Source organism: Comamonas granuli NBRC 101663 (assembly GCF_000739995.1).
Taxonomy (GTDB): Bacteria; Pseudomonadota; Gammaproteobacteria; order Burkholderiales; family Burkholderiaceae_C; genus Simplicispira; species Simplicispira granuli.
This window is the reverse complement of record NZ_BBJX01000005.1, coordinates 189,790-210,476: the sequence shown is the minus strand read 5'-3', so window position 1 is coordinate 210,476 and position 20,687 is coordinate 189,790. Positions and strand designations below refer to the sequence as shown.

The window sequence follows — 20,687 nt, the reverse complement described above, 5'->3', positions numbered from 1 at the left end:
GTTGATCTGCGTCACGGCGGCGGTGCGCCGCCGCCCGCGCCCGAGCGCAATCCAAGGCTCAAAAAAGGCTGCAGGGCAATGCCGACAAGCGCCAGCAGCTATCAAAAATGGAGCATCAATGCGGCGCACCGTGCGCTGCCTGCGCGGGCTGGGCGCGCGGGCCGGGCACGGCGCGGCGCGCCAGCAGGGCATACATGGTGGGCACGACGAAGATGGTCAGCAGCGTGCCCAGGCTCATGCCGCCGACGATGACCCAGCCGATCTGCGTGCGCGTCTCGGCGCCCGCGCCTTCGGCCAGCGCCAGCGGGATGGCGCCCAGCACCATGGCGCCCGTGGTCATGAGGATGGGGCGCAGGCGCTGGCTGGACGCCTTGACGAGCGCGTCCACCATCTCCAGGCCCTGGGCGCGCAACTGGTTGGCGAACTCGACGATCAGGATGCCGTGCTTGGTGATCAGGCCCACGAGCGTGATCAGGCCGATCTGCGAGTACACGTTGAGCGAGCCGCCGCTCCACTTCAGGGCCAGCAGCGCCCCCACCATGGACAGCGGCACGGAGAGCAGGATGACCAGCGGGTCGAGAAAACTCTCGAACTGCGCCGACAGCACCAGGTAGATGAACACCAGCGCCAGCACGAACACGACCACCAGCGCCCCCTGCGAGCTCTTGAACTCGCGCGAGATGCCGTTGAGCTCGGTGGTGTAGCCCGGCCGCAGCACCTGGGCCGCCGTGCGGTCCATGAAGGCCAGCGCCTGCCCCAGCGAGTAGTCGCTCGCCAGGTTGGCCGTGATGGTGGCCGAGCGCCGCTGGCCGAAGTGGTTGAGCTCGCGCGGGCTCACGCTCTCGTGCACGCGCACCAGGCTGGAGAGCGGGATCATGGCGTCGCCGCGCCCGCGCACGTAGATGCCGTCGATGTCCTGGGGCGTGCGCCGGTCCGCGTCCGCCGTCTGCACGATCACGTCGAACTGCTCGGCATCGCGCTTGTAGCGCGTGACGGTGCGCCCGCCCAGCATGGTCTCGACGGCGCGGGCCACCACGTCCACGCCCACGCCCAGGTCGGCAGCGCGCTCGCGGTCCACCTCGATGCGCAGCTCGGGCTTGTTCAGGCGCAGGTCCACGTCGGGCGAGACGATGCCGGGGTTTTTCGCCACCTCGGCCATGAAGCGGTTGACCGTGGCGTACAAGTCCTCGTAGCTCTCGGAGGTCTGGATCACGTAGTGCAGCGGGCGCGAGCGAAAGCCCTGCCCGAGCGAGGGCGGCGTGATGGGAAAGGCGTTGACCCCCGGCAGGCTGGCAATGCGCCCCTGCATCTCGCGCGCCAGCTGCAGGGTGCTGCGCTGGCGCTGCTCCCAGTCCACCGCGCGGTAGACCACGCTGCCCTGCGAGACGGTGGGGTTGCCGATGTTGGCAAAGATGCGGTCGAACTCCGGGTAGTCCTTGCCGATCTTCTCGAGCTCGCGCGCGTAGCGGTCGGTGTAGTCCAGCGTGGCGCCGTCGGGCGCCGTGATGCTCGCCAGGATGGTGCCGCGGTCTTCCAGCGGCGAGAGTTCCTGGCGCATGGTGGGCCAGATCAGCGCAATCGCCGCGGCGCAGGCCAGCATCAGCGCCAGCACCAGCCAGCGCGCCTGCAGGAGCGCGCCGGCGCGCGCCGTGAGCACCCAGCGCAGCAGGCGGCCGTAGCCGTCCGCCAGCGCCGTGAGCCAGCGCTCCATGCTGCGGTCGAACCAGCCGGGCTGCGGATTGTGGCGCAGCAGCAGCGAGCACATCATGGGCGAGAGCGTGAGCGCCACGAAGCCCGACACCAGCACCGCCCCGGCCAGCGCGAGCGCGAATTCCACGAACAGCCGCCCCGTGCGCCCGGGCGTGAAGGCCAGCGGCGCGTACACCGCCACCAGCGTGAGCGTCATGGCGACGATGGCAAAGCCGATCTCGCGCGCGCCGCGGATGGCGGCAGAGAACGGGTCCAGCCCCTCCTCGATATGGCGGAAGATGTTCTCCAGCATGACGATGGCGTCGTCCACCACCAGGCCGATGGCCAGCACCAGCGCCAGCAGCGTGAGCGTGTTGATGGAGAAGCCCGCCAGGTGCATGAGGGCGAAGCTGCCGATCAGGCTCACCGGGATGGTGACGATGGGGATGATGGACGCGCGCACCGTGCGCAGGAACACGAAGATCACCAGCGCCACCAGCACCACGGCCTCGGCGATGGTCTGGTACACGCTCTTGACGGAGCGGTCGATGAAGCGCGAGTTGTCGTTGGCGATATCGATGGACACGTCGGGCGGCAGGTCGGCCTTCAGCACGGGCAGCATGGCGCGCACACCGTCGGAGATCTCCAGCGGGTTGGCCGTGGTCTGGCGGATCACGCCCACCGAGATGGCCTCGCGCCCGTTCAGGCGCACGCGGCTGCGGTCGCTGGCCGGGCCCTCCTCCACACGCGCCACGTCCGCCAGGCGCACGGCAAAACCGTTGACGTTGCGCACCACGATCTGCGCAAACTCGGACGCGCGCAGCAGGTTGGTCTGCGAGGTCACGCTGAACTCGCGCTCGAGCGACTCGATGCGCCCGGCGGGCAGCTCCAGGTTGCTGCGCCGGATGGCGTCCTCCACGTCCTGCGTGGTCAGGCGGTAGCCCGCCATGCGCTGCGGATCCAGCCACACGCGCATGGCGTAGCGGCGTTCGCCGTAGATCGGCACGTCGGCCACGCCGCTGACGGTCTGCAGGCGCGGCTTGACGATGCGGTTGAGCAGGTCGTTGATCTGCAGCGGCGTGCGCGTGTCGCTGCTGAAGGCCAGCCACATCACGGGCACGGCATCGGCCTCGACCTTGGCGATCACGGGTTCGTCGACCTCGTCGGGCAGGCGGCCGCGCACGCGCGCCGTGCGGTCGCGCACCTCGGCGGCGGCGTTGTCGGCGTCCTTCTCGAGCCGGAAGCGCACGCTGATCTGGCTTTGCTCGGCGCGGCTGATGGAGGTGATGACGTCCACCGCGTCGATGCCGGCGATGGAGTCTTCGAGCGGCTTGGTGACCTGCGACTCCATGACCTCGGCCGAGGCACCCGCGTAGCGCACGCTCACGGTGACCACGGGTTCGTCGATGCGCGGGTACTCGCGCACCGACAGGCGCGTGAAGCTCACGGCGCCGACGAGCAGCACCAGCAGCGAGAGCACGGTGGCCAGCACCGGGCGGCGGATGGAGACTTCGGCCAGTTGCATGCGGCGGGCTCCCGGGACTTCAGCGCGCGGCGCCCTGGCTGGCCGGAGCCGCGGGCGCCGCCGCCTGCGGCTGCTGCATCACGATGCGCACGGGCGCGCCGTCACGCTGCAGGCGCTGGTGGCCCGCTGTGACCACCTGGTCGCCCTCGGCCAGACCCGAGCGCACTTCCACCAGGCCCGCCCGGCGCAGGCCAAGCTGCACGTCCACCCGGCGCGCCACCGTGTCCTGGCCGGCAGCGCCGGGTTCGAGCCGCCAGACCCAGTTGCCCGCGCCCTGGGGCACGATGGCCGCCTCGGGCACCACCAGCGCCTGCACCGGTGCGCCGAACACGGCCGTGACGCGCGCAAACATGCCCGGACGCAGCGGCCCGCCGCGGTTGTCCAGGCCCGCACGCACGGCCACCGAGCGGCCGTTGGCGTCGATCTGCGGGTCGACGGCGAGCACCTGGGCCTCGAACGTCTGGCCGGGCAGCGCGTCGAGCTCGACGCGCGCGCGCTGGCCGGTGCGCAGCAGGGTCTGGTAGCGCTCGGGCAGGCGGAAGTCCACGACCATGCCGTCGATGTCCTCGAGATTGACGATGTCCGCACCATCCTTGAGGTAGTCGCCCACGTGCACATTGCGGATGCCCGCCACCCCGTCGAACGGCGCGACGATGCGCAGGCGCGCGAGCGTCGCCTCGGCCAGCGCGAGCTTGGCCTGCGCCACCTGCAGGCTGGCGGCGCTCTCGTCGAGCGAGCGCTGGCTCACGAAACCCTGCGCCACCAGCTCCTGGTTGCGCTGGTGGTTGGCCTGGGCGATGGACAGCTCAGCCCGCGCCTGCTGCACCTGGGCACGCGGCAACTGGTCGTCGAACTGCACCAGCACCTGCCCCTGGCGCACGCGCGCGCCGTCACGCAAATGGATGTGCGTGACACGCCCGCTCACCTCGGGCCGCAACACCACGCTGCGGCGCGAACGCAGGCTGCCCACGGCCTGGGCCTCGTCGCTCAGGGCCATGCGGCGCACGGCGGCGGCCTCCACGCCGGGGGCCTGCGCCCCAGCGGCCTTGCCCTGCCCCTGCGCGACCTGCGCGGGAGCGGCGGCCTGCGTGCCGGCGCCAGGCCTTTGCAGCCACCAGGCGGCCGTGCCTGCCGCCACCAGCCCCAGGGCCGCAAGAATCCAAGTTGCTGTTCTGGAAGAAGCCATAAGAAACGTACCGGATAGGCCCTGGAATGTAACAGCGCCCCGGCGCGGCGCCCGTGCCGCGCCGCACGTGCCCCCTGCGGCGCGCCCGGGTTTTACCGCAGCTTTACCTTCCGGGCTCAGCGCCCCAGGGCCTGCTCCACGCCGCGGTTGGCCAGGGCGTCGGCGCGCTCGTTGCCAGGGTCGCCCGAATGGCCGCGCACCCAGCGCCAGTCGATGCGGTGGCCGCCCTGCTCGACCAGCGCGTCCAGGCGCTGCCAGAGCTCGGCGTTCTTCACCGGCTGGCGCGCGGCAGTGCGCCAGCCCTTGGCCTTCCAGCCATGGATCCATTCCGTGATGCCCTTGCGCACATATTCGCTGTCGAGCCAGAGCGTGACGTCGCACGGGCGCTTCAAGGCCGAGAGCGCCTCGATCACCGCCATCAGCTCCATGCGGTTGTTGGTCGTGTTGGGCTCGCCGCCGAACAGCTCCTTCTCCACTACGCCCGAGCGCAGCAGCACGCCCCAGCCGCCCGGGCCGGGGTTGCCCTTGCAGGCGCCGTCGGTGTAAATCTGTACCTTGTTCACTCCATGTGTCCTGTGCAATGGTGGTTTTTTGCGCCCCGGCGCACCAGCGGCACGGTGGCGCCGGTGTGCGCACGCGCGCTGCGCCAGGCGGGCTCGAGCAGGCGCATGCCATGCACGCGCTTGATGCCCACGATGAAATACGCCGCGCCCAGAATGGGCCACAGCCGGGCGCCCACGCCGTCCATCCAGGCGTAGCGGTCCAGCCAGTGCTGCGTGCGCACCGCGGGGCGCCAGCAGCCGTACTGCATGGCGCCCAGTTCAAAATTGAGCAGCTTGAGCCAGTCGCGCATGCGCCAGGGAGCGATGAACTCTCCCAGGTCGGGCAGGAACAGGCGCCCCCGCCCGCCCGCCAGGCGGCGGTACAGGCGCTGGCGCTGCTGGCGCAGGCCCCACAGGCTCACCGGGTTCAGGCCCGTGATGACCACGCGCCCCTCGGGCACGAGCACGCGCGCCACCTCGCGCAGCGCGCTGTGCGGGTCGTGGCTGAGCTCCAGCGCGTGCGGCAGCAGCACCAGGTCCAGGCTGTTGTCCGGAAAGGGCAGCGCCACGGCATGCGCCAGCAGGTCGGGCCGGCCGCCCTGCTGCGCCTCCGGGCCGGCGCCGGGCCATTCGTCCAGCGCCAGCCAGCGGTGCTGCATGCGGTTGGCGCGCAGGCCGTCGAGCAGCGGCATGCCCACCTGCAGGCTGTGGTAGCCGAACACGTCGGCCACGGCCGCATCAAAGCACGCCTGCTCCCACTCCAGCAGATAGCGCCCGGGGGCGGATTCGAACCAATGGTGCAAACCTATAATCTTTTGTTGATCGCTCATGAACCTGCTCGCGTTGCCCGCCTTTGCCGACAACTACCTCTGGCTGCTGCACGACGCGCACGAGGCGCTGGTCGTCGACCCCGGCCAGGCCCAGCCCGTGCTGCAGGCCCTGCAGGAGCGGGACTTGCGCCTGCAGGCGATTCTAGTCACGCACCACCATGCAGACCACGTGGGCGGCGTGCAGGCGCTGCGCGCCGCCACCGGCGCCACCGTGTACGGGCCCGCGCGCGAGGCCATCCCGCAGCCCTTCGTGCCGCTGGCGCAGGGCGACCGGGTGCAGGCGCTGGGGCTGGACTTCCTGGTGCTCGACGTGCCGGGCCATACGGCCGGGCACATCGCCTACTACGCCGCGCCGGCCGGTGACAGCCCGCTGCTGTTCTGCGGCGACACCCTGTTCTCGGCCGGGTGCGGACGCCTGTTCGAGGGCACGGCCGCGCAGATGCAGGACTCGCTGGACTGCCTGGCCGCCCTGCCCGCGGGCACGCGCGTGTGCTGCGCCCATGAATACACACTTTCCAACCTGAAATTCGCCCGCGCCGTGGAACCCGGCAATGCCGCGCTGCTCCACCACCTGGGCCACTGCGAGCGCCTGCGCGCGCAAGGCCTGCCCACGCTGCCGTCCACCCTGGCGCTGGAGCGGGAGATCAACCCCTTCCTGCGCACGCGCCAGGCGGACGTGGCGGCGGCAGCCGTGGCCCACGATCCTTCCACCCACCCGCAGGATGCGGCCAGCGTGCTGGCCACGCTGCGCGCCTGGAAAAACGCTTTTTGATGAAACTGCTGCACATTGCCTGCCTCGCGGGCCTGCTCTGGCTCACGGGTTGCGCCACGCAACTGCCCGGCGCCGGAGCCCCCGCCACGCCCGCCCAGACCGGCGAGGCCCCCGCCACATCGCACACCCCCATCCTCCCCCCGGGCCCGCTGCAACCGATTGCCCAGGCCCAGGCCCATGGCCAGCGCGTGGCCCCGCTGTTCACGCCCACGGACCTGTGGGACCGCATTCGCCGCGGCTTTGCCATGCCCGACCTGCAGCACCCGCTGGTGCAGGACCGCGAGCAGTGGTACGCCAGCCGCCCCGACTACATGCTGCGCATGACCGAGCGCTCGCGCAAATACCTGTTCCACATCGTCGAGGAGCTCGAGCGCCGCGGCATGCCCACCGAGCTGGCGCTGCTGCCCTACATCGAGAGCGCGTTCAACCCGCAGGCCGTGTCCTCGGCACGGGCCGCGGGCATGTGGCAGTTCATGCCCGCCACGGGGAGCTACTTCGACCTCAAGCAGAACGCATTCCGCGACGACCGGCGCGACGTGCTCGCCTCCACGCGCGCGGCGCTGGACTACCTGCAAAAGCTCTACGGCATGTTCGGCGACTGGCACCTGGCGCTGGCCGCCTACAACTGGGGCGAGGGCAGCGTCGGCCGCGCCATCGCGCGCAACCAGAAGGCCGGCCTGGGCACGGGCTACACCGACCTCACCATGCCTGGCGAAACGCGCCTGTACGTGCCCAAGCTGCAGGCGGTGAAGAACATCGTGGCGCGCCCCGAGGCCTTCAACGCCGAGCTGCCGCTGATCCCCAACCACCCCTACTTCGAGACCGTGGACATCACGCGCGACATCGACGTGGCGCTGGCAGCCAAGCTGGCCGATGTGCGGCTGGAGGACTTCAAGGCGCTCAACCCCTCGCTGCACAAGCCCGTGATCCTGGCGGCGGGCACGCCGCAAATCCTGCTGCCCTGGGACAACGCCAAGGTCTTCGAGCGCAACTTTGCCGCCTACAACGAAGGCCAGTACGCGAGCTGGACGGTCTGGACCCTGCCCTCGACCATGAGCGTGGCCGACATCGCGCGCCGCGTGGGCATGGAGGAGTCCGACCTGCGCAGCATCAACGGCATTCCGCCGCGCATGCTGGTGAAGGCGGGGTCGGCGCTCATCGTGCCGCGCTCGACCACGGCGCGCGCCGACGTCTCCGAGCAGGTGGCCGATAACGGCAAGGTGGCCCTGACGCCCGAGATCGTCACGCGCCGCACCACGGTGCGCGCCCGCAAGGGCGACACCGTGGCCAGCCTGGCGCGGCGCCACCGTGTGACCGCCGCCCAGCTCGCGCAATGGAACGACGTGAAGGCCAACGCCGCCTTCAAGGCCGGGCAGGACGTGGTGCTCTACCTCGCCGTGCGCGCGCACACCGACAAGGCGGGCACGCGCAAGGCCAGCAAGGAAAGGCGCACGGCCGACAAGAAGACCACGCCCGTGCGGCGCGGCGCCGTCAAGCCGGGCAAGGCGCGCCGCCGCTGAGCGCGCTCACAGGCGCCACTGGTGCATGCCCAGCAGCCCCAGCACGCCCACGAGGATGAGGTACAGCGCCACGATGGTGGAGAGCAGGCGCGGGAACACGAGGATCAGAATGCCCGCGACCAGGGCGATCAGGGGACCGAGGCTGAGGTGAAGCGTCATGGCAGGAACGAGGCGCAAAAGCCTGCAAGCATAAACGCGCCCGGCCCCTACACGCCGTACTTCTGCCGCGCCTGGCGCACGAAGTCCTGCGTGTAGGTGCGCGCCAGCTCGCCCTTGCGCACCGCCAGCGTCGGCTGCAGCACGGCCAGCGCGCGCAGGGCCGTCGCCGGCCCGGCCTCGGGCATCATGCCGTCGGGCGAGATGACCTCGCGCACACGTGCCAGAGCGGCAAAGTACAGGCTGCGCTCGGCCAGCAGCCCGGCGGGCGGCACCAGGCGCACGACATCGGCCGGCTCGGCGGTGCGCAGCCACTTGAGGGCATGCACCACGGCATTCACCAGGGCCTGCGCACGCCCCGCCCGGGCCTGGACAAAGGCCGTGCTCGCCACCAGGCAGGTGCCGGGCATGGGGCCGCCAAACACGGCCTGCGAGGCATCGAGGCCGCGCGCGTCGGCCACGATGCGCACCTCGCCCTGGCGCTCCAGGCGCGCCAGCACCGCATCGGGCTGGCACAGGGCATGCACGCGCCCCGCGCGCAGCGCCGCCTGCGCGCGCGGCCCGTCGCCCACGGCGATGAACTGCACCTCCTCGGGTGCCAGCCCGGCCTGCGCCAGCACCATGCAGGCCATGGCGTGGTCCAGCGCGCCCCAGGCGCTGATGCCGATGCGGCTGCGCCGCAGATCGCCCGGGTCGCGGTAGCGCGGCAAGGCCCGCAGCGAGACGGCCAGCGCCAGTTGGGGCGCGCGCGTCTGCAGCACCAGCGCGCGCAGGCCGGCGCCCGGCGCAGCGGCCGCCTGCACCGCATGCTCGTAGCCCACGGCAGCCACGTCGGCCTGGCCACGGGCCAGCGCATGCAGGGCCAGGGCATCGCTGGCATGGTCCTGCAGGGTGGCGTCCAGGCCCTCCTGGCGGAAGTAGTCCAACTGCTGGGCGATGTCCAGCGGCAGGTGGCGCAGCGGGTGCATCGCCCCCCCGCCCATGGCCACGGTGATGGCCTGCGGCACCTGCGCCCCGGCACGCACCCAGGGCCCCGGCCCGGCCAGGGCCAGGGTGCCCAGCGCGCCCAGCGCACGGCGGCGTTCAATAAGCCAGGACACGGACAGCACAGCCTCCACGATGTTGCATTGCAGCAATTGTGCCCGGGAGACGGCCTGCGCACATCAGGGATGACGCGATGGGGGAATCTACGTACCCGCGCTCCGGTAGAGCGGCCCGGCGCGCGCGCCGTCCGTCAGCGCCAGCCGAGGAAGAAGATGGCGATGTTGACCACGAAGGCCGCGCCCCAGACAGCGCTGCGTGCCGTCGGCTGGTCGGCCACGTAGGTGACGATGTAGAACAGGCGCAGCAGCACCCACAGCAGGGCCAGCAGGTCCAGCGCCGTCTGCCCGGCGCCGAGCTGGTGGGCGATGATGACCGCCCCCATGAAGAAGGGCAGCGCCTCAAAGCTGTTGGCCTGCGCCGCATTGGCGCGCGCCGCCGCGCCCGTCTGCCGCGCCAGCCAGGCGCGCGGCTGGTGGTTGTCGTAGCCGCCCTGCGCACGCTTCTTGCCAAAGCCCGCACGCTTGGCGATGAGCGAGCACGCCAGCGGCAGCAGCACCGCCACCAATACGCACCAGTAGGCCACGGTGAAATGCGCCAGATGGGAATTGGTATTCATAATGAAAAATGCCTCCAGCGCTTTACCAATCAGCGCAAACAGCTATCAAACCAATAGCGCAAACCACTGCGCCTCCTGACGGGCCGTGCAGCGCCGCACGGTGGCGCAGCCCCGGCCAGGGCTGCTGCGCCGCAGTGCGGCCCCTGTCCCTATCGCCTATCCGCCAGCGCATGGGCGATGGTGCCCAGGTCCACATATTCCAGTTCGCTGCCCACGGGCACGCCGCGCGCCAGGCGCGTGACGCGCAGCCCGCGCGCGCGCAGCGCCTCGCCCACCACGTGGGCCGTGGCCTCGCCCTCGGCGGTGAAGCCCGTGGCCAGGATGACCTCCTGCACCACGCCGTCGCAGGCGCGCTCGAGCAGGGCCTGCACGCCAATGTCGCGCGGGCCCACGCCGTCCAGCGGCGACAGCCGCCCCATGAGCACGAAGTACAGCCCATGGAAAGCGCCGGTGCGCTCCATGGCGGACTGGTCGGCGGGCGTCTCGACCACGCACAGGCGCGTGGCGTCGCGCCGCGCATCCAGGCAGGTGGCGCACACGGGCGCTTCGGTAAAGGTATGGCAGCGCGCGCAGTGGCGCACCTGGTCCACCGCCTGCTCCAGCGCCTGTGCCAGTTGGCGTGCACCGGCGCGGTCGTGCTGCAGCAGGTGAAACGCCATGCGCGCCGCCGACTTCGCCCCCACCCCCGGCAGCCGCCGCAGGGCCTGGATCAGCGCGTCAAGCGAGTGGGTGTTGGACATGGTGGTTGCTGTTCATACCCCGCCCTCCAGGGCGTAGCGAGCGGGATGAGCCGCGAGGCGGACGGAGCGCAGCAACCGGAACGACCTTTCTGGTCGTGAGGATTGCGAGCACCGCCCAACGACGCGGATCGCCCGCGCAGTAGCCAGCATCAGAAAGGGAATTTCATGCCGCCGGGGAGGCCTGGCATGCCTGCGGTGATCTTGCCCATCTTCTCGGCCGAGGTCTCCTCGGCCTTGCGCACGGCGGCGTTGAAGGCGGCGGCGACCAGGTCTTCAAGCATGTCCTTGTCATCCTGCAGCAGGCTGGGGTCGATGGTGACGCGCTTGACGTCGTGCTTGCAGGTCATGACGACCTTGACCAGCCCGGCGCCGGATTCGCCCTCGACCTCGATGCTGCCCAGTTCGTCCTGCGCCTTCTTCAGGTTGTCCTGCATGGCCTGGGCCTGCTTCATGAGACCGGCGAGTTGTCCTTTGTTGAACATGGATAGACCTTTCGTTGAATGGGTGGGAAAAGAAAGAGGGGATGTTCAGAGCGGCTGCACGCTGCCCGGCACGATGCGCGCATCGAACTCGCGCACCAGGGTCTGCACGAAGGGGTCGTTCTGCACGATCTCCAGGGCGCGCTGCTGGCGTTCGTTCTGCCGCGCCGCATTGCGCAGCGCCGGGCTGTCCGTCACGGGGCCCAGCTCCACGCTGATCTGCTGCGCCAGGCCCGCAGCGGCCAGCGCGGCGCGCAGGCGCTCGCGCGTACTGCCCTGGTTGAGCGACTCGCTCTCCACGCGCAGCAGCCAGTGCTCGCCGTCGCGCGCCACCAGTTGGGACTGCAGCGCCAGCTCGCGCACCAGCGCGGTGATGGCCTCGCTGGCGATGAGCTGCTGCACGGCCGCCTGCCAGGCCTCGCCCTCGGCGGTCGGCACCAGGCGCCGGGCGGCAGCGCCCTCGGCCGGCCGGGGCTGGAGCCGGGCGCCCTCCTGGCGCGGCTCGCGCACGGGAATGGGAGCCACCTTGGGCGCCGCCGCGGCCGGTGCCTGGGGCACAGGCGCGGCGGCCTCGGGGCTGCGCACGGGCAAGGCGCGCAGCCGGGCGGATGCCGCCTGCCGCGCAGGCTCGGCCTCGGGTTCGCCGGCGGCGGCCTGGGCAGGTTCTGCCGGTGCCGGCTGCGCGTCTGCCACAGCGGCCGGCATGAACGGGGCCTCCGGGGCGGGGGCTGGCGTCTGCTCCGCTATGGATTCGATAGCTGGTTGCGCTTGCACCACGGGCGCTGCAGCCTCTTTTGGCTCTGGTTGCAGCGCAGCCGGCGCAGCATGCGGGGCAGGCCCGGCAGGCGCTGGCGCGGCGGGGGCGGCGGCCGCAGCGGGCGGGGCCTCAGCCGGTTTCAGTGTTTTTTTTTCCGCCGTACCGCTGGTGGCCTTGAAGGGCAGCAGGCGCAGCAGCACCATGGTGAGCGCAGCGTACTCGTCCGGGGCCAGGCCCAGTTCGGCGCGGCCATGCAGGCAGATGCTGTAGAGCAGTTGCGTTTCGTCCGCGGGCAGCAACGCGGCCAGGCGCTGCACCTCGGCGGCCTCGGGGTCGCTGGCGGCGCCGGCGTCCATGCCGGGTACGGCCTGCAGCACGGCCATGCGCTGCAGCACGGTCACCATCTCCTCCAGCGTGGAGGCGGCGGACAGGCCGTTCTGCCGCAGGGTCTCGACGGTGTGCACCACGCTGCGCCCATCGGCCTGGGCCAGTGCGTCGATCAGGTGCAGCACATGGCTGCAGTCCACGCTGCCCAGCATCTGGCGCACGGTGGCTTCCTCGATGCGGCCGCTGCCGAAGGCAATGGCCTGGTCGGTGAGCGAGAGCGCATCGCGCATGGAGCCGCGCGCGGCGCGCGCCAGCAGGCGCAGCGCCTGCGGCTCGGCCGGCACCTGCTCGGTGGCCAGCACCTGGGCCAGGTGCTCCAGCACCGTCTCGGGCGCCATGGGGCGCAGGTTGAACTGCAGGCAGCGGCTCAGCACGGTGACCGGCACCTTCTGCGGATCGGTCGTGGCGAGCACGAACTTGAGGTACTCGGGCGGCTCTTCCAGCGTCTTGAGCATGGCGTTGAAAGCCGTGTTGGTCAGCATGTGCACTTCGTCGATCATGAAGACCTTGAAGCGCCCCTGCACCGGCTTGTACACCGCCTGCTCCAACAGGCCCTGCACCTCGTCCACGCCGCGGTTGGAGGCTGCGTCCAGCTCGGTATAGTCAGGAAAGCGCCCGCTGTCGATGTCCGTACAGGCCGGGCACACGCCACAGGGCGTGGCGGTGATACCGCCCTGCCCGTCAGGCCCCTGGCAGTTGAGCGACTTGGCCAGAATGCGCGACACCGTGGTCTTGCCCACGCCGCGCGTGCCCGTGAACAAATAAGCATGGTGCAGCCGCTGCTGCGTGAGCGCATTGGTCAGCGCCTGCACCACATGCTGCTGCCCCACCATTTCGGTGAAGTTGCGCGGGCGGTACTTGCGGGCGAGCACGAGGTAGGACATCCGCACGATTCTACGGCCCATGGCCTGCAAGGTAGGGGTGCTGCGTCCACCATCCTCCACAGCGCCGCCGTTCAGAGGGTAGAATCCCATCCTGACGGGCCTCCCCGCATGGTGAAGCGGCCAACCGGGTCAGGTGGGGAACCAAGCAGCCCTAACTGTGGAGCCAGTGCCGGGGGTAAGGCTCGTCAACTTCTTTTTGTGTGCGTTGCCCACGCGGCGCCACCTTCTGGTGAGCGCGGCTTCGCACGATGCGTTCTTCTCCCACCCGCATGGCACCCTCCCTCCTGGCGCGCGGCCTGACGGCGCTGTGCCTGGCCTGCCTGGGCCAGGCCGCGGGCGCGGGCGTTTTCCTTGACGGGGGGCGCCCCACCCCCGCCGCACTGCAGGCCGCCCAGGTGCTGGCCGATGCGGACGCCGAAGGCCTGGAGCCCCAGGATTACGACGCACAGCCCCTGATGCAGGCCGTCACCGGCGCAGCCCAAGGCCCCGCCCTGGACGAAGCCGGCGCCGCACGGCTGGACGCGGCCCTGACCGCCGCGCTGCACCGCTACCTGGCTGACCTGCACGCCGGCCGCATCGATCCCCGCCAGATCCATGCAGAGTTCACGGCCTTGCCGGCACGGGACTTCGACCCCGCCGCCTACCTGCAGGCCGCTCTGGCCACCCCGCATTTTGCCGACGCGCTGCGCGCCGCCGCGCCCCGTGTGCCGCTCTACGCCAGCCTGCGCGCCCTGTTGGCGCATTACCGCACGCTGGCCGGTCATGCCGCCTGGGCCACGCCCCTGCCCCCGCTGCCCGGGAAACGCAAGCTCGAACCCGGCCAGCCCTGGGCCGGCCTGGCGCAGCTCACCCAGCGGCTCGTGGCACTGGGCGACCTGCCGGAAGGCACGCAGCCCACACCGACCTACGACACTGTGCTGCAAGAGGGCGTCAAGGCCTTCCAGCAGCGCCACGCGCTGGCGGCCGATGGCGTGGTGGGAAAAGGCACGCTGGCCCAACTGGAGGTGGCGCCCGCCCAGCGCGCGCGGCAGATCACGCTGGCCATGGAACACCTGCGCTGGACGCCGCTGCAACTGGCGCCCCGCATGATCGTGGTCAACGTGCCGGAGTTCGTGCTGCGCGCCTATGAGGTGCATGGCGGTGCCACCACCGTGGCCCTGAGCATGAAGGTCATCGTCGGCAAGTCCGTGAAGACGCACACCCCGCTGTTCGACGAGCCCATGCGCTTCATCGAGTTCAGCCCCTACTGGAATGTGCCCCCGTCGATCGCGCGCGAGGAGACCGTGCCCCGCCTGCGCCGCGACAGCGCCTATTTCACGCAGCAGGGCTTCGAGTTCGTCAACGGCAGCGGCCAGGCCGTCACCGACCTCACGCCAGACCATCTGAACGCCGTGCTGCAGGGCCAGATGCGCCTGCGCCAGCGGCCCGGCCCGCACAATGCGCTGGGGGACATCAAGTTCGTGTTCCCCAACCACAGCAACATCTACCTGCACCACACGCCCAGCACCCAGCTCTTTGCGCGCGAGCGGCGCGACTTCAGCCACGGCTGCATCCGCGTGGAAGACCCCGTGGCACTGGCCCGCTTCGTGCTCCAGGACGACCCGGCCTGGACGCCCGAGCGCATCCGCGAGGCCATGGGCCAGGGCCAGTCGCACACCGTGCGCCTGCCCCGGCCCGTGCCCGTGGTGCTGGCCTACAGCACCACCATCGTGAAGAACGGCCGCCCCTATTTCTTTGCCGACATCTACGGCCACGACCGGCTGCTCGACCAGACGCTGCGCCGCAACGCCCTGGCGCGGCGCCAGGCCCGCTGAACGACACCCAGAAGCCCCATGACCCCACCACCACCTTCCCCGCGCCGCCGCTTCCTGGGCCATTGCGCCCGGTGGCTGGCAGCCGGCGCGACCCTGCCGCAGGCTGCCCCTGTGCTGGCCAGCCTGCCCGACGCACGCAGCCTGGCGCTGGAGCACACGCACACCCGCGAGCAGATCGCGCTGGTGTACGCCCTGGGCGACAGCTTCCTCGCGCCGGCGCTGACCAGCCTCAACCACTTCCTGCGCGACCACTACAGCGGCGAGGTGGGCCCCATGGACCCGCAGCTCTTCCACCTGCTGCACCGGGTGCGCCAGGAACTGGGCACGGAACAGCCCTTCCAGGTGATTTCCGGCTACCGCAGCCCCGGCACCAACGCCACGCTGCGCGGCACGCGTGGGGGTGGCGTGGCCAAGCACAGCCTGCACATGGACGGCAAGGCGATCGATGTGCGCCTGCCCGGCGTGTCCCTGGCCGATCTGCGCGATGCCGCGCGCTCACTGCGCGGCGGCGGCGTGGGTTTTTATCCGCGCGAGCAGTTCGTGCACATCGACACCGGCCGCGTGCGCCACTGGTGACCCGGCCTGCGCAGCACCGCGGTGCCTGCGCTCAGTGGCGCTTGTGCTTCTTGTGCGGCGCCTTCGCTGCTGCTTCGGCAGGCGCGCCCTTGTCCTTGCCCTTGCTGCCCAGGCGCGACTCCTTGCCCTGGATGAGCCGGGTGATATTCTCCTTGTGGCGCCAGACCAGCAATGCGGCCATCACCACGATGGCGCCGGTGACGGCACGTTCGGCGTTCCACAGCAGGCCCGAAGCCAGCACGTACACCACCGGCGACAGCACCGCCGCCGACAGAGAAGCCAGCGAGGAATAGCGCGAAACCGCCGCCACGGCCAGCCACAGCAGGCCCAGCACCAGCCCCAGCCAGCCGCTGATGCCCACCAGCACCCCCAGCGCCGTGGCCACGCCCTTACCGCCCTCGAAGCGGAAGAACACCGGCCACAGGTGGCCCAGGAAGGCCGCCAGACCGACCAGGGCCAGCGTGAACTCCCCCAGCCCCCAGGGCTCGCCAAACCAGCGCACCAGCACCACGGGCAGCCAGCCCTTGACGGCATCGAGCAGCAGCGTGACCACCGCCGCCGCCTTGCTGCCCGAGCGCAGCACGTTGGTGGCGCCGGGGTTCTTGCTGCCGTAGGTGCGCGGGTCGGAAAGCCCCATCACGCGGCTGACGATGACGGCAAACGACAGGGAGCCCAGCAGGTAGGCGGCAATGACCGCCAGGACGGAATAGACAATGGACACGAAAGACTCTCTCGACGACTGGATGTTGTTGGGTGACGCGCGGTCTCCCCCCACGCGCTCTGGAGCGCTACATTCTGCCAGCGGCCGACGCCGGCGCGGGCGCGGGAGGCCGGCGTCGGCCTCAGACCGCTGCCACCCCGCGATAAGCGGCCGTGGCGGCCTCGTCGCTGGGCTCCACCCGGTTGCGCCCGGCGGCCTTGCCGCGATAGAGGGCCGCATCGGCCTGCTGCAGGGCGCGGTCGAGCGCCTCGCCGCCGGCGAACGTCTGCGATACCCCGATGGTCACGGTGCACCGTATCGCCTCCGGGCGGCCACCGACGGGCACCGCCATGCTTTCGACGGCGGCACGCAGGCGCTCGGCCAGGCGCGTCGCCCCCGCGTCCTCGGTATCCAGGCAGATCACGACGAACTCTTCGCCGCCCATGCGGCAGACCAGGTCCCCCTGGCGCACCGCGGCGCGCAAGCGATCCGCCACCTGGCACAGCACGGCGTCGCCCGCCGCATGACCGTGGGTGTCGTTGATGCGCTTGAAGTGGTCGATGTCGACGATCAAGAGCTGCGCGGGCCCCGCGGTGCGCGCACGGAAATGTGCCTGCAGCCCCTCGGTGAGGCCGCGCCGGTTCAGCAGGCGCGTCAGCGGATCGCGCACGGCGGCAGCGCGCAGCTCGTCCGTCAGCCGGCGCAGCAGCAGCCAGATGAGCAACGGCGCCAGCACGGTCGCCAGGAAGGACATGTAGGCGTAGAACGCCATCTGGAACGCGCTGTCCATGTCCAGCGCCTGCAGCCCTGCGGAGAGGATCTGCAGGCACTTCAGGACGTTGAGCACGCAGATGCCGCCGATCAGCACGGCGAACAGCAGCATTTCGACGCGCAGATCCCGGGCAAAGCTGCGTGCGCCGTGCACCACGGCGATGGTCATGGCCAGGAACAGCAGCGCCGACATGCCCGACAACAGGGCATAGCGGGCCGTCGGCCCCAACGCCCACTGCACCAGCACCTGCGCGGCCGTGTAGGCCAGCGCCAGGGCGAGCAGCGGGCGCCACAGCGGCGCCGGGCGGTCGAAGAAGCGCATGGCGCCCACCCAGTAGACGGCGGGCGTGCCCAGGGTCAGCGTATGGTTGACCACGCTCATCAGGTTCCAGCCCGGCGGCCCGCCCAGCAGTTGCAGCACGTAGGCAGAGCCCAGCATGAGGTGGCCGAGGGCGAACACGTCCATGCCCATTCTTCTGCCCTGCAGCCGCCTGCCGATCAGCAGGAACATGGCGCCGAAGCACAGCAGGTGCACGCACAGCATGCCGACGATGAAGGTCGCACCCATGGGTCAGCGCCTGCCGCAAAGCGCGCGGGCCTGCACCTGCGCCGACAGCCCCGGTCGCCGCGGGCCCGCGCCGCGCGCCCCCTGCGGCCGCACTACGCGCCCCCCGCAGGTTCATCGCGCAGCGCACACTGCACCGGGCGCGCGTTCAACAGGCGCACGCAGGCCTGGGGGTCGATCTGCACCAGGTAGCCCCGGCGCCCGCCGTTGATGGCGATGCGCGGCAATGCCAGGATGCTTTCCTCGATGTAGACCGGCATGTCGCGCCGCGTGCCGAATGGCGAAGTGCCGCCCACCAGATACCCGCTGTGGCGGTGGGCCACCTCGGGCGTGCAGGGCTCGACCGACTTGGCGCCGATCTGGCGTGCCAGGTTCTTGGTGGAGACCTTGCAGTCGCCGTGCATGAGCACGATCAGCGGCCTGGCGTCCTGGTCCTGCATCACCAGGGTCTTGACCACGGTGTGCTCATCCAGGCCGAGCTGACGCGCCGACTCGGCCGTGCCGCCATGCTCGACGTATTCGTAAGGGTGACCGGTGAACTCCACCCGGTGCGCCTTGAGCATCTGCGTGGCGGGGGTCTCGCTCACGTGCGCGGTCTTGCCTTCTTTCTTGGCCATTTTTACTATTGCTTTGATAGCTGCTTGCGCTTGATGGTAAAGCGCTGCACCCCTATTTTGCCCAAAATCACCGCGCCGGAACGGCAGGCAAACCGACGGCCCGGCCACCGGTCCGCCAAAGGACATGGTGCCCAGGCAAATGGGCGAGACGCTCAGGCGGCTCTGGCCCCGTGCAAGTTTCGTCATGTGCAGTATGGCGACCGTGAATGGCGCAAACCGCCCAGTGTACGGTGCTGCAGCGCAGCGTCGCCCGCGCGACAAACCGCCGCCCTGCCCCAGATATACACAAAGCATTTGCTTGGTGATAATAAAACCATGTACCAGGAACACCAGACCGCGCGCAGCGCCTTCGTCCCCATCCGGCACCTGAACTACCACGTGCGCCAGTGGGGGCCCGACACGTCTACGCTGCCGCCCCTGGTGCTGGTGCACGGCTGGATGGACGTGTCCGCGTCCTACCAGTTCGTGGTCGATGCCTTCTCCCAGGCCTTTGTGCAGGGGCGGCGCATCATCGCGCCGGACTGGCGCGGCTTCGGGCTGACGGCGCCGCCCGTGCCCACGGACCACTACTTCTTCCCCGACTACCTGGCGGACCTGGACCAGTTGCTCGACCACTTCGCGCCCGATACCCCCGTGGACCTGGTGGGCCACAGCATGGGCGGCAATGTGGCCATGTTCTACGCCGGGTCGCGCCCCGCGCGCATCCGCCGCCTGGTCAACCTGGAGGGCTTCGGCATGCCCGCGAGCAAGCCCGCCAAGGCCCCGCAGCGCTACGCCCAGTGGATGGACGAACTCAAGGCCCTGCAGCGCGGCGACATGGCCCTCAAGACCTACGACAGCGCAGACGGCGTGGCCCGGCGCCTGATGAAGACCAACCCGCGCCTGCCCCAGGACAAGGCCGCCTGGCTGGCGCGCCACTGGGCGCGCCCCAACGCCCAGGGGCAATGGGAGATCCTGGGCGACGCCGCGCACAAGATCGTCAACGCGCAGCTCTTTCGCCTGGACGAGGTGCTGGCGCTCTACGCCAGCATCACCGCGCCCACGCTGTGCATCGAGGCGAGCGACGACAGCCTGGGCCTGTGGTGGCAGGGCCGCTACACGCTGGAGGAATACCACCAGCGCCTGCAAAGCGTGCCCGACTGCCGCACGGCGCGCGTCGAGGACGCAGGCCACATGCTGCACCACGACCAGCCCCAGGCCGTGGCGGCGCTGATCGAAGGTTTCCTGCTATCGGCCTGAAAGACCTCCAGCACCCGTAAAGCGGGCGCCAGTAGCTATCACAAAGATAGCAACAGCATCCCCGTGCGCGGCAGCGCGGCTGGAAAAGCCCGCAACAGGCCGCACGTGCGAAAATGTGAGGTTATTCAGTCAAATAGAACCCAGGATCGCACACCATGGAAGCAGAACGCATCAACCAGATCGGCAACACCCTCCAGGACTTGGCCACGCGCACGGCCGAGTTACGGAGGTATCTTTGACTTCGATGCCAAGTTTGAACGCCTGCGCACGGTAAACGCCTCGCTCGAAGACCCGGCCGTCTGGAACGACCCGAAAAAGGCCCAGGAGCTGGGCAAGGAGCAGAAGTCACTCAGCAGCGTGGTCGTCACGCTGGAAAAGCTCACGCGCGAGCTGGCCGACAACAGCGAGCTCTACGAGATGAGCCGCGAAGAGGATGACGAAGCCGGCCTGCTGACCATCGAGGCCGAGACCGACAAGCTGCGCCCGCTGATCGAGGAGCTCGAGTTCCGCCGCATGTTCAGCAAGGAGGCCGATCCGCTGAACTGCTACATCGACATCCAGGCCGGCGCTGGCGGCACCGAGGCCTGCGACTGGGCCAGCATGCTGCTGCGCCAGTACCTCAAGTACGCCGAGCGCAAGGGCTTCAAGGCCACGGTCGATGAGGAGACCCCGGGCGACGTGGCCGGCATCAAGAGCGCCACCATCCACATCGAGGGCGAGTACGCCTACGGCCTGCTGCGCACCGAGACGGGCGTGCACCGCCTGGTGCGCAAAAGCCCCTTCGACAGCTCGGGCGGGCGGCACACCTCGTTCGCCTCGCTGTTCGTCTACCCCGAGATCGACGACTCCATCGAGATCGACATCAACCCCGCCGACGTGCGCACCGACACCTACCGCGCCAGCGGTGCGGGCGGCCAGCACATCAACAAGACCGACTCGGCCGTGCGCCTGACGCACATCCCCACCGGCACCGTGGTGCAGTGCCAGGACGGCCGCAGCCAGCACAGCAACCGCGACGTGGCCTGGCAGCGCCTGCGCTCCAAGCTCTACGAACTGGAGATGCACAAGCGCATGGAAGAGCAGCAAAAGCTCGAAGACACCAAGACCGACGTGGGCTGGGGCCACCAGATCCGCAGCTACGTGCTGGACAACAGCCGCATCAAGGACCTGCGCACCAACGTCGAAATCTCCGCCACGCAGAAGGTGCTCGACGGCGACCTCGATGCGTTCATCGAAGCCGCGCTCAAGCAAGGCGTGTAAACGCACGCTAAGGAATCA

General features: G+C 70.1%; 19 protein-coding genes and 1 other RNA gene. 7 read left to right on the top strand and 13 right to left on the bottom strand.

The features are described 5' to 3' along the window. Positions 1 to 115: 115 nt before the first annotated feature. The 4 genes from CGR01S_RS06525 to CGR01S_RS06510 form a co-directional block, all read right to left on the bottom strand. Positions 116 to 3,214: an efflux RND transporter permease subunit gene (locus tag CGR01S_RS06525; protein WP_042424064.1), complete on the bottom strand. Its 3,099-nt coding sequence runs from the start codon at positions 3,212 to 3,214 to the stop codon at positions 116 to 118. A gap of 19 nt (positions 3,215 to 3,233) precedes the next feature. Next, on the bottom strand, positions 3,234 to 4,400 hold the full coding sequence (locus tag CGR01S_RS06520; protein ID WP_084690581.1) for an efflux RND transporter periplasmic adaptor subunit: 1,167 nt from the start codon (positions 4,398 to 4,400) through the stop codon (positions 3,234 to 3,236). A gap of 116 nt (positions 4,401 to 4,516) precedes the next feature. Continuing rightward, positions 4,517 to 4,963, bottom strand: a complete 447-nt coding sequence (gene rnhA, locus CGR01S_RS06515) for a ribonuclease HI (protein WP_042424061.1) — start codon at positions 4,961 to 4,963, stop codon at positions 4,517 to 4,519. Beyond that, the gene (locus CGR01S_RS06510) at positions 4,960 to 5,772 is read right to left on the bottom strand and encodes a class I SAM-dependent methyltransferase (RefSeq protein ID WP_052382513.1); all 813 of its coding nucleotides are present in this window, start codon (positions 5,770 to 5,772) and stop codon (positions 4,960 to 4,962) included. Before CGR01S_RS06510 ends, rnhA begins: the two co-directional genes overlap by 4 nt. Between CGR01S_RS06510 and gloB the strand changes: the two genes are divergently transcribed. Both gloB and CGR01S_RS06500 read left to right on the top strand, forming a co-directional pair. Next, entirely contained in the window at positions 5,771 to 6,544 is a 774-nt protein-coding gene (gloB, locus tag CGR01S_RS06505) for a hydroxyacylglutathione hydrolase (protein ID WP_042424057.1), read from the top strand. The genes CGR01S_RS06510 and gloB overlap by 2 nt on opposite strands. Continuing rightward, a complete protein-coding gene (locus tag CGR01S_RS06500) occupies positions 6,544 to 8,064 on the top strand; it encodes a transglycosylase SLT domain-containing protein (RefSeq protein WP_042424054.1) in 1,521 nt (506 codons plus the stop codon). Before gloB ends, CGR01S_RS06500 begins: the two co-directional genes overlap by 1 nt. 6 nt (positions 8,065 to 8,070) lie before the next feature. Here the strand turns inward: CGR01S_RS06500 and CGR01S_RS16385 are convergent, their stop codons facing one another. From CGR01S_RS16385 to dnaX, 6 genes are all read right to left on the bottom strand, one after another. Next, positions 8,071 to 8,223, bottom strand: a complete 153-nt coding sequence (locus tag CGR01S_RS16385) for a DUF3096 domain-containing protein (RefSeq protein ID WP_084690580.1) — start codon at positions 8,221 to 8,223, stop codon at positions 8,071 to 8,073. Between the two features lie 47 nt (positions 8,224 to 8,270). Continuing rightward, entirely contained in the window at positions 8,271 to 9,320 is a 1,050-nt protein-coding gene (locus tag CGR01S_RS06495) for an ABC transporter substrate-binding protein (RefSeq protein WP_042424617.1), read from the bottom strand. 134 nt (positions 9,321 to 9,454) lie between these two features. Beyond that, the gene (locus tag CGR01S_RS06490) at positions 9,455 to 9,880 is read right to left on the bottom strand and encodes an MAPEG family protein (protein WP_042424052.1); all 426 of its coding nucleotides are present in this window, start codon (positions 9,878 to 9,880) and stop codon (positions 9,455 to 9,457) included. 149 nt (positions 9,881 to 10,029) lie between these two features. After that, a complete protein-coding gene (gene recR / locus CGR01S_RS06485; RefSeq protein WP_042424050.1) occupies positions 10,030 to 10,620 on the bottom strand; it encodes a recombination mediator RecR in 591 nt (196 codons plus the stop codon). Positions 10,621 to 10,769: 149 nt separating this feature from the next. Beyond that, complete coding sequence (locus tag CGR01S_RS06480; protein ID WP_042424047.1) at positions 10,770 to 11,102, bottom strand: YbaB/EbfC family nucleoid-associated protein; 333 nt, start codon at positions 11,100 to 11,102, stop codon at positions 10,770 to 10,772. A gap of 45 nt (positions 11,103 to 11,147) precedes the next feature. Further along, positions 11,148 to 13,127, bottom strand: a complete 1,980-nt coding sequence (dnaX, locus tag CGR01S_RS06475; protein ID WP_042424043.1) for a DNA polymerase III subunit gamma/tau — start codon at positions 13,125 to 13,127, stop codon at positions 11,148 to 11,150. 93 nt (positions 13,128 to 13,220) lie between these two features. Between dnaX and ffs the strand changes: the two genes are divergently transcribed. The 3 genes from ffs (at position 13,221) to mepK (ending at position 15,517) form a co-directional block, all read left to right on the top strand. Then, an RNA gene (ffs, locus tag CGR01S_RS16380) (signal recognition particle sRNA small type) lies at positions 13,221 to 13,317 on the top strand. A 79-nt stretch (positions 13,318 to 13,396) separates the two neighbouring features. After that, entirely contained in the window at positions 13,397 to 14,941 is a 1,545-nt protein-coding gene (locus tag CGR01S_RS06470; protein WP_042424040.1) for a L,D-transpeptidase family protein, read from the top strand. 18 nt (positions 14,942 to 14,959) lie between these two features. After that, complete coding sequence (mepK, locus tag CGR01S_RS06465) at positions 14,960 to 15,517, top strand: peptidoglycan L,D-endopeptidase MepK (RefSeq protein ID WP_042424036.1); 558 nt, start codon at positions 14,960 to 14,962, stop codon at positions 15,515 to 15,517. 31 nt (positions 15,518 to 15,548) lie between these two features. Here mepK and plsY read toward each other — a convergent pair whose 3' ends face one another. The 3 genes from plsY to ybaK form a co-directional block, all read right to left on the bottom strand. Continuing rightward, entirely contained in the window at positions 15,549 to 16,238 is a 690-nt protein-coding gene (plsY, locus tag CGR01S_RS06460) for a glycerol-3-phosphate 1-O-acyltransferase PlsY (protein ID WP_042424033.1), read from the bottom strand. Between the two features lie 121 nt (positions 16,239 to 16,359). Continuing rightward, positions 16,360 to 17,556: a GGDEF domain-containing protein gene (locus CGR01S_RS06455; RefSeq protein WP_042424031.1), complete on the bottom strand. Its 1,197-nt coding sequence runs from the start codon at positions 17,554 to 17,556 to the stop codon at positions 16,360 to 16,362. 92 nt (positions 17,557 to 17,648) lie between these two features. Beyond that, a complete protein-coding gene (gene ybaK, locus CGR01S_RS06450) occupies positions 17,649 to 18,170 on the bottom strand; it encodes a Cys-tRNA(Pro) deacylase (RefSeq protein ID WP_042424028.1) in 522 nt (173 codons plus the stop codon). Positions 18,171 to 18,485: 315 nt separating this feature from the next. On the opposite strand from ybaK, the gene CGR01S_RS06445 reads away from it, so the two are divergent. Next, entirely contained in the window at positions 18,486 to 19,409 is a 924-nt protein-coding gene (locus CGR01S_RS06445; RefSeq protein WP_042424026.1) for an alpha/beta fold hydrolase, read from the top strand. A 155-nt stretch (positions 19,410 to 19,564) separates the two neighbouring features. Then, positions 19,565 to 20,669, top strand: a protein-coding gene (gene prfB / locus CGR01S_RS06440; protein ID WP_156967515.1) for a peptide chain release factor 2 whose coding sequence is annotated in 2 segments (ribosomal slippage) — positions 19,565 to 19,645 and positions 19,647 to 20,669 — 1,104 coding nt in all. Because the reading frame shifts where the segments join, the coding sequence is not laid out codon by codon here. Positions 20,670 to 20,687: the final 18 nt, after the last annotated feature.

Excerpts from the sequence above, each read along its gene's own strand:
- CGR01S_RS06455 (WP_042424031.1), bottom strand. The coding sequence starts at position 17,556 with ATGGGTGCGACCTTCATCGTCGGCATGCTGTGCGTGCACCTGCTGTGC.
- gloB (WP_042424057.1), top strand. The coding sequence starts at position 5,771 with ATGAACCTGCTCGCGTTGCCCGCCTTTGCCGACAACTACCTCTGGCTG.
- CGR01S_RS06510 (WP_052382513.1), bottom strand. The coding sequence starts at position 5,772 with ATGAGCGATCAACAAAAGATTATAGGTTTGCACCATTGGTTCGAATCC.
- CGR01S_RS06525 (WP_042424064.1), bottom strand. The coding sequence starts at position 3,214 with ATGCAACTGGCCGAAGTCTCCATCCGCCGCCCGGTGCTGGCCACCGTG.
- mepK (WP_042424036.1), top strand. The coding sequence starts at position 14,960 with ATGACCCCACCACCACCTTCCCCGCGCCGCCGCTTCCTGGGCCATTGC.
- CGR01S_RS06520 (WP_084690581.1), bottom strand. The coding sequence starts at position 4,400 with ATGGCTTCTTCCAGAACAGCAACTTGGATTCTTGCGGCCCTGGGGCTG.
- CGR01S_RS06490 (WP_042424052.1), bottom strand. The coding sequence starts at position 9,880 with ATGAATACCAATTCCCATCTGGCGCATTTCACCGTGGCCTACTGGTGC.
- CGR01S_RS06500 (WP_042424054.1), top strand. The coding sequence starts at position 6,544 with ATGAAACTGCTGCACATTGCCTGCCTCGCGGGCCTGCTCTGGCTCACG.
- CGR01S_RS16385 (WP_084690580.1), bottom strand. The coding sequence starts at position 8,223 with ATGACGCTTCACCTCAGCCTCGGTCCCCTGATCGCCCTGGTCGCGGGC.
- dnaX (WP_042424043.1), bottom strand. The coding sequence starts at position 13,127 with ATGTCCTACCTCGTGCTCGCCCGCAAGTACCGCCCGCGCAACTTCACC.
- CGR01S_RS06470 (WP_042424040.1), top strand. The coding sequence starts at position 13,397 with ATGGCACCCTCCCTCCTGGCGCGCGGCCTGACGGCGCTGTGCCTGGCC.
- ybaK (WP_042424028.1), bottom strand. The coding sequence starts at position 18,170 with ATGGCCAAGAAAGAAGGCAAGACCGCGCACGTGAGCGAGACCCCCGCC.
- recR (WP_042424050.1), bottom strand. The coding sequence starts at position 10,620 with ATGTCCAACACCCACTCGCTTGACGCGCTGATCCAGGCCCTGCGGCGG.
- CGR01S_RS06445 (WP_042424026.1), top strand. The coding sequence starts at position 18,486 with ATGTACCAGGAACACCAGACCGCGCGCAGCGCCTTCGTCCCCATCCGG.
- CGR01S_RS06480 (WP_042424047.1), bottom strand. The coding sequence starts at position 11,102 with ATGTTCAACAAAGGACAACTCGCCGGTCTCATGAAGCAGGCCCAGGCC.